The sequence below is a fragment of the Streptomyces viridiviolaceus genome (genome assembly GCF_014650995.1).
GTDB classification, from domain to species: domain Bacteria; phylum Actinomycetota; class Actinomycetes; order Streptomycetales; family Streptomycetaceae; genus Streptomyces; species Streptomyces viridiviolaceus.
This window is the reverse complement of sequence record NZ_BMWA01000003.1, coordinates 257,956-271,437: the sequence shown is the minus strand read 5'-3', so window position 1 is coordinate 271,437 and position 13,482 is coordinate 257,956. Positions and strand designations below refer to the sequence as shown.

Sequence of the window (13,482 nt, the reverse complement as noted above, 5' to 3'; positions counted from 1 at the left end):
GAATGGTTGCGCGAGCGGTGCCGTACGTCACCTTGTGCGCGTCACCGCGGCGCGCCGACCGGCTCCTCCGGCTCGGCGGCCCCGACGAAGGTCCGCCACAGCCGTGCGTACCGCCCGCCCCGCGCCAGCAGTTCGTCGTGCGTGCCGTCCTCGGCGACCCGCCCGTGGTCCATGACGACGACCCGGTCGGCGCGGGCGGCGGTGGTCAGCCGGTGGGCGACCACGAGGGTCGTGCGGCGGCCGGCGAGACGGTCGGTGGCCTGGTTGACCTGTGCCTCCGTGGCCAGGTCCAGGGCCGCCGTCGCCTCGTCGAGGAGCAGCACGTCCGGGTCGACCAGCTCGGCGCGAGCCAGCGCGATCAGCTGCCGTTGCCCGGCGGACAGGTTGCGGCCCCGCTCGGCGACCTCGTGGAGGTAGCCGCCCTCCAGGGTGGCGATCATCTCGTGGGCGCCGACCGCGCGCGCCGCCGCCTCCACCTCGGCGTCGGTGGCGTCCGGGCGGCCGTAGGCGATGGCGTCCCGGACGGTGCCCGGGAAGAGGTACGCCTCCTGCGGGACGACGCCCAGGCGGTGCCGGTAGGAGGTGAGGTCGAGGGCGCGCAGGTCCCGCCCGTCGACGGTCACCCGGCCGCCGGTCGGGTCGTAGAACCGGGCCACCAGCTTGACCAGGGTCGACTTGCCGGCGCCGGTCTCGCCGACGAAGGCGACGGTCTGCCCGGCCGGGATGCGCAGGTCGATGCCGGTGAGGGCCTCCTCGCCGTCCCCGTAGGCGAAGTGCACGTCCTCGAAGGCGATCTCTCCGCGCAGGGACGTGACGGGGAGCGGTTGCTCGGCGCCCCGGGTGGAGGTCGGCTCCCGCAGCAGCTCCTGGATGCGGCCGAGGGAGACGGACGCCTGCTGGTAGCCGTCGAAGACCTGGGACAGCTGCTGGACCGGTGCGAAGAACAGGTCGATGTAGAGCAGGTAGGCCACCAGCGCGCCGGTGGTCAGCGTCGCGTCGTCGATCCGCGCACCGCCGACGACCAGCACGGCCGCGGCGGCGGCCGAGGACAGCAGCTGCACGAACGGGAAGTAGACCGAGATCAGCCACTGGCCGCGGATGCGGGCCTGCCGGTAACTGTCGCTGCGCTCGGCGAAGCGCCGCCCGCCGTCGTCCTCGCGCCGGAACGCCTGCACGATCCTGAGCCCGGACACCGACTCCTGGAGGTCGGCGTTGACGGTGGACACACGCTCACGGGCCAGCTCGTAGGCCTTCACGCTCGCCCGGCGGAAGAAGTACGTGGCGATGATCAGCGGCGGCAGGGTGGCGAACACGACGAGCGCGAGCTGCACGTCGATCACGAGCAGGGCGACCATGATGCCGAAGAACGTGACGACCGAGACGAACGCGGTGACCAGGCCCGTCTGCAGGAACGTCGACAGCGCGTCCACGTCCGTCGTCATGCGGGTCATGATCCGCCCGGTCAGCTCCCGCTCGTAGTAGTCGAGGCCGAGCCGCTGGAGCTGGGCGAAGATCTTGAGCCGCAGCGAGTACAGGACCCGCTCCCCGGTCCGTCCGGTCATGCGGATCTCACCGGTCTGGGCCGCCCACTGGGCGAGCACGGCGAGCAGCGCCAGCAGCGACGCCGTCCAGACCGCGCCGAGCGCGACCTGCGTGACGCCCTCGTCGATGCCGTGCCGGATCAGCACCGGCAGCAGCAGTCCCATCCCGGCGTCCACGGCGACGAGGCCGAGGCTGACGAGGAGCGGCAGCCCGAAGCCGCGCAGCAGGCGTCTGAGTCCGTACGACGCCTCCGGCCGGACGGCACGTGCCTCGTCCACGTCCGGGGTGTCGGTGGCCGGGGGCAGGGCGTCGACCTGGGCCAGCAGCTCCGGGGTGGCCGGGGTGCCGGCCAGGGCGGTGTCCTTCGGCTCCCGGTCGCCGGTCCACAGCCGGGGGGTGACGCCGCGCTCGGCGTCGAACTCGGCGTCCAGCTCCTCCCGTACCGAGGTCTCCTCGTGCGGCGCGGCCGGCTGGGCGTGGCCCGGCGAGACGCCGCCCAGCTCGTCGGGGTCGGTGAGCAGACGGCGGTAGAGGGCGGACCGTTCCTGGAGCTCGTCGTGGGTGCCGATGTCGGCGAGCCTGCCGTGGTCGAGGACGGCGATGCGGTCGGCGAGGTTCAGGGTGGAGCGGCGGTGGGCGATGAGGAGGGTGGTCCGGCCCCGCATGACGTGCCCCAGCGCCTCGTGGATCTCGTGCTCGACCCGGGCGTCCACCGCAGAGGTGGCGTCGTCGAGGACCAGCAGGCGGGGATCGGTGAGGATCGCGCGGGCGAGTGCGATGCGCTGGCGCTGGCCGCCGGACAGGGTCAGGCCGTGCTCGCCGACCGTGGTGTCGTAGCCGTCGGGCAGCTCGGTGATGAACCGGTGGGCCTGCGCGGTCCGTGCCGCGGCCTCGATCTCCTCGTCGGTCGCGTCCGGGCGGCCGTACGCGATGTTGGCGCGCACGGTGTCGGAGAACAGGAACGAGTCCTCGGGCACCAGCCCGATCGCGGCCCGCAGCGAGTCGAGGGTCAGCTCGCGGACGTCGTGCCCGCCGACGAGGACGGCGCCGCGCGTGACGTCGTAGAAGCGCGGCAGGAGCAGGGAGACGGTGGACTTGCCGGATCCGGAGGAGCCGACGACGGCGAGGGTCTCGCCGGGGCGGATCTCGAAGGAGAGGCCGTCGAGGACGGGGCTGCTCTTCCCGGAGGCGGAGTCGTAGCCGAAGGAGACGTCGTCGAACTCGACGGTCGCGGGCGCGTCGGCGGGAAGGGTCTTGGTGCCGTCCTCGATCGACGGCTCGGTGTCGATCAGCTCCAGGACGCGTTCGGTGCCCGCGCGGGCCTGCTGGCCGACGGTGAGGACCATGGCGAGCATGCGGACCGGACCGACGAGCTGGGCGAGGTAGGTGGAGAACGCGACGAACGTGCCGAGCGTGATGCTCTCGCGCACCGCGAGCCAGCCGCCGAGCGCGAGCATGGCGACCTGGCCGAGGGCGGGGACGGCCTGCAGGGCGGGGGTGTAGGTGGCGTTCAGCCGGATGGTCCGCAGGCGGCCGGCGAACAGCCGCCGCCCGACCTCCCGCAGCTTCCCGGTCTCCTGCTCCTCCTGCCCGAAGCCCTTCACCACGCGTACGCCGCTGACCGAGCCGTCCACCACGCCCGCGACGGCCGCGGCCTGGGCCTGGGCGTACCAGGTGGCCGGATGCAGCCGGGTGCGGCTGCGGCGGGCGATGAACCACAGGGCGGGGGCGACGGCGAGGGCGACGAGCGTGAGAGGGGGCGACAGCCACGCCATGATGACGAGCGAGATCAGGAAGAGCAGGACGTTCCCGATGGTCATCGGGAGCATGAACAGCAGGCCCTGGATCAGCTGGAGGTCACTGGTGGCCCGTCCGACGACCTGCCCGGTGGACAACTCGTCCTGCCGCCGCCCGTCGAGCCGGGTGATCGTCCGGAACATGTCGGTGCGCAGGTCGTGCTGGACGTCGAGGGCGAGCCGGCCACCGTAGTAGCGGCGGACGTAGGTCAGGACGTAGACGACGACCGCGGCGCCGACGAGCAGACCGGCCCAGACGGCCATGTCCCTGGTCTTGTCGCCGATCACGTCGTCGATGATCACCTTGGTGATCAGCGGGACCAGGGCCATGACGGCCATGCCGCCGAGGGAGGAGCCGAGGGCGAGGACCACGTCCCTGGGGTACCGCCAGGCGTAGCCCGCCAGCCGCCGTACCCATCCCCGTTGCGCGTCCACGCCGGTGCCCTCCGATCGTCCTGATCTACCGGAAGGCACCAACGCGGCCGGGGCGGGATTTCATCCCGCCGTAACAATCCGTGGTGATCAGAGGCGGACCCGCAGGCGGAGGAAGCGGGTCGTCTGGGCGGCGTTCTGGTTGTCGTCGCTGACGAGGACCACGTCGAGACGGCCCTCGGAGCGGCCCGTGACCGCCATGCCCTCGATGTTGTCGAGGAGCGGGTTCGGCTGGGGTTGCTTGGCGGTGGCGCCGAGGGAGGGGCAGTCGACGAGGTCGGCGAGGAGGGTCTTCCTGACCGTGCGTACGCCCTGCTGAGCGTCGGTGAGGGTGTCGATCCCGCTGGTGTCCGTGGCCCGGCGCTGGTCGGCCAGGTAGAGGCGGACGGTGTTGCCGACGCCGGCGGTGAAGCCGCGCTCCAGCACGAGGAGGCGGCCGTCGGGCAGCGCGGTGACCTCGGGGACCCCGAGGCCGGCGTCGACGGGGTAGGCGTACTGGGCGGCGGGCCGGAATCCGCCGTCCTTCTGCCTCTGCCAGCTCTGGAAGCGGACCAGGCCGGTGCTGTCGCCCGAGAGGGCGTACTCCATGGAGGCGATCAGGGTCCGGCCGCCGGGCAGGACGGTCAGCCCTTCGAAGCTGCCGTTGGTCCGGGCGCGGCCGGCGGGAGCGGTCCGCAGGGCGTCCGGCACGGGGAGGCGGTCGAGGATCTTCCCGTCCCGCGAGTAGCGGCGGACGGACGGCTCGGTCTCGGAGGAGACGAGGTACGTCCCGTCGCGGTCGACGACCAGTCCCTCGGAGTCGAGCGCCGCGCCGCTTTCGTCGGCGAGCGGGACCACCGACTGAGGCCGGAGGGTCGTGGCGTCCAGGCGGAACAGGGAGGAGCGGTCGGACAGCGCGGCCAGGGAACCGCGGCCGTCGGGGGCGAGGGCGGAGAAGTTGCCGACGTAGGTGTCGCCGTAAGTGGTCTTGTCGAGGGCGTCGGAGAAGCCGGTGAGGGAGACGGTGGGCGAGCAGCGGTGGTTCTCTTGCGCGGTGGCCGGTGCGGCGGCGGTCAGACAGCCGGCCGCCGCGAGGCCGGCGGTGAGGGTGGCGAGGGCGGTTCGCAGGGTTCTCGGGCGCATGGGCGTCACCTTAGGGGCGAGGGGTGGCCGGAAGTTGGCCCCTTCTCGAAGGATGGGGGTTCGGCCGCGCTCCGACGGCAAGTAATGAGCCATGCCGGAGGAGAAGGAAAGCGGACACAGACTGGCCGGACGGCTGTACGCGACGCTGCGGGTGCTGAAGTACCTCGGCGCTCCGGCCGGCGCGGGGCCCGTCGAGGAGGAGGTCCGCGAGGACAAGACCGGACCTGCCGAGCGGATCAGGGATCTGAGGTCCGAGCCGTTCAGGGCGTTGCTGGCGGTGCGCGGCAACGGGCGCAGGGAAGCGGCGGTCGAACTGTTCCGGTCCCTGCCGGATCTGCTGCCGCCGCAGGGGGTGCCCGCGGCCACCATGAATCCGCAGGAGATCCGTGAGTTCGCCGAAGGCCACCGCGCTCAGCTGGCCGACATCAAGGAGAAGTTTCCCGGACTGCTCAAGTGACCGCCTGATCCTCCTGCGCCGATTCACAGGCCGCGGCCAGGAACGCCACAGCCCGCGCTCACGCCCGGCCTGAACCATGCGGGCGTGACCTCAGCCACCGAATCCCCGCCCCGCCCGACCTCCCCCGCACCGGCACCCCGCTGGTCGTTGCCCGCCCTGTCGGCGATCCTCGTGCTCGCGGCGGTGCTGTACTCCTGGAACCTGTCCGGGGCCGGCCTGAACAGCTTCTACAGTGCCGCCGTGCTCAGCGGTACCGAGAGCTGGAAGGCGTGGTTCTTCGGCTCCCTGGACGCGGGCAACTTCCTGACCGTCGACAAGCCGCCCTTCGCGCTGATGGTCATGGGGCTGTCCTGCCGTCTCCTCGGGTACGGCACGTGGCAGATGATGGCCCCGTTGATCGTGGCCGCGCTGGCGACGATCTGGATCCTGCACGCCTCGGTGAAGCGGGTGTGGGGCCACGGCGCGGCGGCGGTCGCGGCGCTGGTGCTGGCGCTCACCCCGATCACCGTCGCCATCAACCGGGACAACAACCCCGACACCCTGCTGGTGTTTCTGATGGTGGGCGGGGCGGCCCTGGGCCTGCGCGCCGTGCGCACCGACCGGCTGCTGCCGCTGCTCGGTTCCGCGGTCTGCTTCGGGCTGGCCTTCAACACGAAGATGCTCCAGGGCTACATCGCGCTGCCCGCCGTCTTCGTCGTCTACGTGTACGCGGCCCGGGCCCCGATCACCCGGCGGATCGTGAAGCTGCTGGCCGCGGCCGTCGCGCTCGTCGTCTCCAGCTTCTGGTGGGCGGCGGCCGTGTCGCTGGTGCCCGCCTCCGAGCGGCCGTACATCGGCGGTTCCACGGACGGTACGGCCTGGGACCTGATCACGGGCTACAACGGCCTCGGCCGGATCTTCGGCGGCGACGGCAACATGGGCGGCGGTGGAGGCGGGGGCGGCGGCTTCTCGGGGGCCGCGGGCATCGGACGGATGTTCAACGAGGTCCTCGGCGGCCAGATCTCCTGGCTCCTGCCGTTCGCGGGCATCGCGCTCGTCGGCGGCCTGGTGCTGTGCGGCCGGGCGCCCCGGACCGACCTCACCCGGGCCGCGCTGGTGCTGTGGGGCGGCTGGACCGTCCTGCACTACCTGACCTTCAGCATGGCCGAGGGCACCATGCACCCGTACTACACGACCGCGCTCGCCCCGGGCATCGCGGCGCTGTGCGGAGGCGGCGGCGTCATGCTCCTGCGTGCCTTCCGGGGCGAGGGCCGGTGGGTGTGGGTGCTGCCTCTCGCCCTCGGGGTCACCGGCGTGTGGGCGATCGTGCTGCTGCGCCGCGCCTCCGGCTGGAACACTTGGCTGTGGCCGGCGATCGCGGTGGTCATGGCGCTGGCGATCGCGGGTCTGCTCCTGTGCCGCTCCGGCCGCCGGATCCGGCTGCTCGCGGTCTCCGTCGCCGCGGCGGTCGTGGCTTCCGTGGCGGGTCCCGCGGCGTACGCCTGGTCGGTGCCGTCGGGCTCGGGCGGCGGCATGGGCGGGACCAACCCCACGGCCGGTCCGTCGACGGGCGGCGGCATGGGCGGGCCCGGCGGAGGCGGCGGCCGGGGCGGCTTCCCGGGCGGCGGCGAAGGCGGCGAAGGGCCCGCCGGGCAGCCGCAGGGCGGTCAGGGGGGCGGCTTCCCGGGCGGTGGTGAGCTGCCCGACGGTCAGACCGGCGCCATGCCCGGCGGCGGCCGGAACGGGCAGGCTCCCGGCGGCGCCGGCGAGGCGGGCGGCACGCTCCCGAACGGCGCGTCCCCGGACGGCGGTACGAGCACCGGCGGCACCGGCGAGGGCGAACGGCCGGACGGCGCCGGCGGCTTCGGCGGAGGTGGCACGGACGGCGGCACGGGCGGTGCCGACTCCGAGCTGATCGCCTACCTGAAGAAGCATCAGGACGGCGCCAAGTGGCTGCTGGCGGTGTCCGGTTCGCAGAGCGCCGCTCAACTCATCCTCGGCAGCGGCGAGCCGGTCATCTCGATGTGGGGCTGGTCCGGCAGCGACAAGGCGATGACCCTCGCCAGGCTCGAGGAACTGGTGAAGAAGGGCGAGCTGCACTACGTCCAGGTGGGCGGCGCAGGCACGGGCGGCCCCATGGGCGGCGGCTCCGACGTCAGCTCCGAGGTCACCCAGTGGGTGCAGGAGCACGGCACGGCCGTGAAGGCGAGTGACTACGGCGCGGAATCCGACTCCGAGGCGGGCAGCACGTCGTCCGTGTACCGGCTGGACCCGTCGGACGTGAACTGACCCCGTACACACCGCACATGGCGGCCCCCGACCACCACGGCCGGGGGCCGCCGTCACGCAATCGCCACGCCCCGTACACCCGATCCCCTGCATGTCCATGCCACGCTCGGGGAACCGCTCCATTCAACCCGCGTAGATCGGACACCCCACATGCTCGCGATACGCACACGGCGCCGGAAAGCGGTGGCCCTCGCCACGGCCGCCGTCCTGGCGGGTCTCGCCGCACCCTCCCTGACCGCGACACCGGCCACGGCGACGACGACGGACTACGACTCGACCTACTACAAGAGCGCGATCGGCAAGACGGGGACCAGCCTCAAGTCCTCGCTGCACACGATCATCAGCGACCAGACGAAGATCTCGTACTCGGCCGTCTGGGACGCGCTGAAGGCCACCGACCAGGACCCCGCCGACAGCGCCAACGTGATCCTGCTCTACTCGGGCACCTCCCGCAGCAAGTCCCTCAACGGCGGCGACACCGGCGACTGGAACCGCGAGCACGTCTGGGCCAAGTCCCACGGCGACTTCGGCACCGCCACGGGACCCGGCACCGACCTGCACCACCTGCGCCCCGAGGACGTCCAGGTCAACAGCATCCGGGGCAACAAGGACTTCGACGACGGCGGCAGCGCGGTGCCGGGCGGCGGCGGCAGCCTCACCGACTCCGACTCCTTCGAGCCCCGCGACGCCGTCAAGGGCGACGTGGCCCGCATGATCTTCTACATGGCGGTCCGCTACGAGGGCGGCGACGGCTGGGCCGACCTGGAGGTCAACGGCAGCGTGAACAACGGCAGCAACCCGTACATCGGGAAGCTCGCCGTCCTCAAGGCGTGGAACGACGAGGACCCGCCGGACGCCTTCGAGGAACGCCGCAACCAGGTCATCTACGACTCCTACCAGCACAACCGCAACCCGTTCGTCGACCACCCGGAGTGGGTCGAGGCGATCTGGTAGGCCGCGTACCGCCGTCACACCGCACCCGCGGGCGCCGGTGCTCCGGGCCCGTGCGCCCCGCGCGTGCGCGCCCGCAGCCGACGGCGAATACCCTGTCGGGCCTCCGGTTCGCTCCATCAGGTGGTGTGGGCTGCGGTCCGGGCCGGTCGGCCCCGCCCCGCCGGGAGCATGGGATCGCCCCGGCAGGTCCGCCGGGGCCATGCTCCCGCGACGCCTTACTGGAGAGTGCCGTGAAGACCCGTTCCTGGTCCCTCGCCGCCGCCCTGACCCTGACCGCGCTGTTGCTGCCGGCCCACTCGGCGTCCGCCGCACCGGCCGCACCCCCGTCCTGTCCCGACGGGTCGGTGTGCTTCTGGAGCGGGGAGGGCTTCGACGGCGACTACTGGGAGTGGACCGCGCGCAGCGGCTACCGCGACATGCCGCCCCGCCTCCACGACCACGTCGGCTCGTTCGTGGCCAGCACCCGGGCCTGCTTCGTGAACTGGCAGCCGACCGAGAAGCGGGACGTCTTCAACGGCGACTGGCGCTCCCGCTACCTCGGCGACTTCGGCGGACGGATCGACGGGGTGGGCCCGGGCGGCTGCTGACCCGCCGGCTCAGCCCAGGTGCGTCGGCGCGAACATGCGCAGGACGGCCGGGAGGACGACCACCGACGGGCCCGGTGAGGCCAGCGCCTTCGCCAGGTCGGCCTCCAGGGTCTCGGGGGACGTCCGTACGCCCGGCACCCCGAACGACTCGGCCAGGGCCACGTAGTCGGGGCGGGTCAGCTCGGTCGCCGTCGCCTGTCCGAAGGCGTCCGTCATGTACTCGCGCAGGATGCCGTAGCCGCCGTCGTCGACGATGAGCCAGGTGACGTCGAGGTCGTACTGGCGTGCCGTCGCCAGCTCGGCGATGGAGTAGAGGGCACCGCCGTCTCCGGAGACCGCCAGCACCGGGCGGGTCGGGTCGGCGGCCGCGGCACCCAGTGCGGCCGGGAAGCCGTAGCCGAGGCCGCCGGCGCCCTGGGCGGAGTGCATGGTGTTGGGGGCCTTGGCGTCGAAGGCCGACCAGGCCCAGTAGGCGAGGATCGTCATGTCCCAGAAGGACGGGGACCCGGCGGGCAGGGCCGCGCGGACCGCCGCCAGCACGTCCTGCTCCAGGGTGAGTTCCTGGGAGGCGATCCGCTCACGGACCTTGGCCAGCAGCTCCCGGACACGCTCCGGAGCCGACGCGTCGGCCCGTTCCTCCACCGTCTCCAGCAGCGCCTGGAGGGCCAGGCGGGCGTCGGCGTGGATGCCGAGGGCCGGGTGGTTGGACTCCAGCTTGCCGAGGTCCGCCTCGATCTGGATGACACGGCCCCTGGGCTTGAAGGTGTGGTAGTTCGAGGAGAGCTCGCCCAGGCCCGAGCCGACCACCAACAGGACGTCCGCGTCCTCGAGGAAGTCCGTCGTGTGACGGTCCTCCAGCCAGGACTGCAGCGACAGCGGGTGCTCCCACGGGAACGCGCCCTTGCCGCCGAAGGTCGTCACGACCGGGGCCTGGAGCCGTTCCGCGAGCTGCCGCAGCTTGCCGGACGCGTCCGCGCGGACCACTCCGCCGCCCGCGATGATCGCCGGGCGGGCGGCACGGGAGAGCAGGTCGGCCGCCACGGCCGTGAGTTCCACGCGCGGCGCCAGTTCCTCCGGGGTCGCGTCCACGGCCGTGACCACCGGCAGGCCCGTCTCCGCCAGGAGGACGTCCTGCGGGATCTCCACCCACACCGGGCCGTGCGGGGCCGTCAGCGCCGACTTCCAGGCGGCGGCGATCGCGGACGGGATCTGGGACTGGGTGCGGACCGTGTGGACGGACTTCACCACGCCCCGGAAGGACGCCGCCTGGTCCGGGAGTTCGTGCAGGTAGCCGTGGCGGCCACCGCCCAGCCCGGCCGTCGGGATCTGGCTGCTGATCGCGAGGACGGGGGCCGAGGCCGCCGCCGCCTCCTGGAGTGCGGCGAGCGACGTCAGCGCGCCCGGCCCGGTGGACAGCAGCAGCGGGGCCGCCTCGCCGGTCACCCGGCCGTACGCGTCCGCCGCGAAGCCCGCGTTGTTCTCCACCCGCAGGCCGATGTACCTGAGGTCCGAGCGGCGCAGCGCGTCGAACATGCCGAGGGCGTGCTGGCCGGGCAGACCGAAGACGGTGGTCGCGCCGAGCCCGGCCAGGGTCTCCACGACCAGGTCTCCGCCGTTTCGGCCGGGGGGCGGGTTCAGCGCGGCCTCCGTCTGGGCGGCGGTCGGACGGAGCACCAGGTCGTGGTCGTGGGTCACTTCGAGCGAGCCTCTGCAATCTGGCGGGACATGATCGTCGTCAGTTCGTACGCGGTGTGGGACGCCGCCACCGACGTGATCTCGGCGTGGTCGTAGGCCGGGGCCACCTCGACGACGTCCGCCGACACCAGGTTGCACGAGGCCAGTCCGCGCAGGATCTCCAGCAGTTCGCGGGAGGTCATGCCGCCGGCCTCGGGGGTGCCGGTGCCGGGCGCGTGGGCGGGGTCCAGGCAGTCGATGTCGATGGAGATGTACAACGGGCGGTCGCCGATGCGCTGGCGCAGCTGGTCGGCGACCTCGTCCGCGCCGCGGCGGTAGACGTCCGCGGACGTCACGATGCCGAAGCCCATCTTCTCGTCGTCGGTGAGGTCCTGCTTGCCGTAGAGCGGGCCGCGGGTGCCGACGTGGGACAGCGCCGAGGTGTCGAGGATGCCCTCCTCGACCGCGCGGCGGAACGGGGTGCCGTGGGTGTACTCGGCACCGAAGTAGGTGTCCCAGGTGTCGAGGTGCGCGTCGAAGTGGAGCAGCGCGACCGGGCCGTGCTTCTTGGCGACCGACCGCAGCAGCGGCAGGGCGATGGTGTGGTCGCCGCCGAGGGTCATCAGGCGGGCGCCGGTGCCGAGCAGGTCGTCGGCGGCCGCCTCGACGGTCTCCACGGCCTCGTTGATGTTGAACGGGTTGACGGCGATGTCGCCGCCGTCCGCGACCTGGGCGAGGGCGAAGGGGGAGGCGTCCTGCGCCGGGTTGTAGGGGCGCAGCAGGCGGGAGGCCTCACGGATGGCGTTGCCGCCGAAGCGGGCGCCGGGCCGGTACGAGACGCCGGAGTCGAACGGCACGCCCACCACGGCGACATCGGCGGCGGTGACCTCGTCCAGGCGGGGCAGCCGGGCGAAGGTCGCGGGGCCGGCGTACCGCGGGATGCGGGAGGAGTCGACGGGGCCGCGGGGCGTCTCGTTGCTGCTCATCAGGAACTGCCTTCTTTCCTACGCTTCATCGCGTATGCACTGCGTGGTGCTGCGTGTACTGCGTTGTACTGCTCTGTACTACCCGGTTCGACTCTAGTGGTGGGCCGGAACCGGTTCGGACGTGGATTCGGGTGCCCGTCCGGCGAGGCGTTCGCGCCAGGCGGCGAGGATCGCCTCGTCGGTGGGCCGGGTGGCGAGCGAGACGGCGACGTAGACGGCCAGGGACGCCAGCAGTCCGTAGTAGACGGGCTCGTTGGCGAGGATGCCGTACCCGGCCATCAGGCCGATGACCGCGAGACCGCCGACCGCGACGGCGGCGAGGGCGCCCTGGGCGGTGCCGCGCTTCCACAGCAGCCCGCCGAGGATGGGGACGAGCAGGCCGCCGACGAGGAGGTTGTAGGCGACGGTGAGGGCCTCGACGACGTCGTTCAGCGCGATGGCGGCGCAGATCACGGCGACGCCCATGACGAGGATGAAGGCACGGTTGCCCTTGACCTCGTCGTGCGCCTCCTCGGTCTTTTGCACGACGCCGCGCAGCCGCGACCAGATGTCGTTGTTGGCGACGGTGGCGCAGGCGATGAGCGCACCGGACGAGGTCGACATCACCGCGGCCAGCGCGGCGGCCAGCACCAGCCCGCGCACGCCGATGGGCAGCTCGTCCTTGACGATGGTGGCGAAGGCGTCGTCCGCGCTGGCGAGGTCGGGGTACAGCACCTTGGCGGCGGTGCCGATGATCGCGCCGGCGACGGCGTAGGCGAGGCAGTAGGTGCCGGCGACGGTGCCGCCCCACTTGGCCGTCCGGTCGCTGCGCGCGGTGAAGACGCGCTGCCAGATGTCCTGACCGATGAGCATGCCGAAGGTGTAGATCAGCACGTAGGTGAAGATCGTCTCGCCGCCGACGCCCAGCGGGTCGAAGTACGAGGTCGGCAGCTGGGCCTTCATCTCGCTGAACCCGCCCGCCTTGACGACGGCGATGGGCAGCAGCAGGAGCAGCACGCCGATGGTCTTGACCACGAACTGCACCATGTCGGTGAGCGTGATGGACCACATGCCGCCGAGCGTGGAGTAGGCGACGACGATCGAGCCGCCCAGGATGATCGCGAGGGTGCGGTTGACGTCGAACAGGACGTCGAAGATCGTCGCGTACGCGATGGTGGAGGTCACCGCGAGCATGAGGGTGTACGCCCACATGACCACGCCCGAGATGACGCCGGCCTTGCCGCCGTAGCGCAGGTCGAGCATCTCGGAGACGGTGTAGACCTTCAGCCGGGCGATGCGGGCGGAGAAGAAGACGGACAGGGCGAGCAGGCCGAGGCCGATGGTGACGACCATCCAGGCGCCGGACAGTCCGTACTGGTAGCCGAGGCCCACGCCGCCGATGGTGGAGGCGCCGCCGAGCACGATCGCCGCCATGGTGCCGGAGTACATCGCGGGGCCGAGGCGGCGCCCGGCCACGAGGAACTCGCTCTTGGACTTGGCGCGGCGCATGCCCCACCAGCCCATGGCGAGCATGCCGGCGAGATAGACGACGATCACGATGTAGTCGACGGCCATGGGGGCCTCCTTCGCGCACTCTCGGTGGCGTGTCGTGCTGATGAGGGTTGTCCGGTGGCTGGTCGCGGGGACATCCGCCCGTACCCGCGGCTGCCGGTCTGGATTGACCT

9 protein-coding genes are annotated in these 13,482 nt (G+C 72.3%); 4 read left to right on the top strand and 5 right to left on the bottom strand.

Annotated elements, in window-relative coordinates; genetic code table 11:
* Positions 1-41 precede the first annotated feature (41 nt).
* Both IE260_RS05285 and IE260_RS05280 read right to left on the bottom strand, forming a co-directional pair.
* Positions 42-3,773, bottom strand: a complete 3,732-nt coding sequence (locus IE260_RS05285; RefSeq protein ID WP_189869279.1) for an ABC transporter ATP-binding protein — start codon at positions 3,771-3,773, stop codon at positions 42-44.
* 87 nt (positions 3,774-3,860) lie between these two features.
* A complete protein-coding gene (locus IE260_RS05280; protein WP_189869278.1) occupies positions 3,861-4,892 on the bottom strand; it encodes an esterase-like activity of phytase family protein in 1,032 nt (343 codons plus the stop codon).
* Positions 4,893-4,983: 91 nt separating this feature from the next.
* Between IE260_RS05280 and IE260_RS05275 the strand changes: the two genes are divergently transcribed.
* The 4 genes from IE260_RS05275 (at position 4,984) to IE260_RS05260 (ending at position 9,158) form a co-directional block, all read left to right on the top strand.
* Positions 4,984-5,349 (top strand): hypothetical protein, encoded by a 366-nt coding sequence (locus tag IE260_RS05275; RefSeq protein WP_189869277.1) that lies wholly within the window; start codon positions 4,984-4,986, stop codon positions 5,347-5,349.
* A gap of 84 nt (positions 5,350-5,433) precedes the next feature.
* On the top strand, positions 5,434-7,617 hold the full coding sequence (locus IE260_RS05270; RefSeq protein ID WP_229880422.1) for an ArnT family glycosyltransferase: 2,184 nt from the start codon (positions 5,434-5,436) through the stop codon (positions 7,615-7,617).
* Between the two features lie 150 nt (positions 7,618-7,767).
* Positions 7,768-8,571, top strand: a complete 804-nt coding sequence (locus tag IE260_RS05265; RefSeq protein ID WP_189869276.1) for an endonuclease I family protein — start codon at positions 7,768-7,770, stop codon at positions 8,569-8,571.
* Positions 8,572-8,801: 230 nt separating this feature from the next.
* On the top strand, positions 8,802-9,158 hold the full coding sequence (locus IE260_RS05260) for a peptidase inhibitor family I36 protein (protein WP_189869275.1): 357 nt from the start codon (positions 8,802-8,804) through the stop codon (positions 9,156-9,158).
* A 9-nt stretch (positions 9,159-9,167) separates the two neighbouring features.
* Here IE260_RS05260 and IE260_RS05255 read toward each other — a convergent pair whose 3' ends face one another.
* The 3 genes from IE260_RS05255 to IE260_RS05245 all read right to left on the bottom strand — a co-directional run bounded on the left by IE260_RS05255 (position 9,168) and on the right by IE260_RS05245 (position 13,372).
* A complete protein-coding gene (locus tag IE260_RS05255) occupies positions 9,168-10,853 on the bottom strand; it encodes a thiamine pyrophosphate-binding protein (protein WP_189869274.1) in 1,686 nt (561 codons plus the stop codon).
* Entirely contained in the window at positions 10,850-11,818 is a 969-nt protein-coding gene (gene speB, locus IE260_RS05250; protein ID WP_189869273.1) for an agmatinase, read from the bottom strand. Before speB ends, IE260_RS05255 begins: the two co-directional genes overlap by 4 nt.
* A gap of 93 nt (positions 11,819-11,911) precedes the next feature.
* On the bottom strand, positions 11,912-13,372 hold the full coding sequence (locus IE260_RS05245) for a sodium:solute symporter family protein (protein ID WP_189869272.1): 1,461 nt from the start codon (positions 13,370-13,372) through the stop codon (positions 11,912-11,914).
* Positions 13,373-13,482 lie beyond the last annotated feature (110 nt).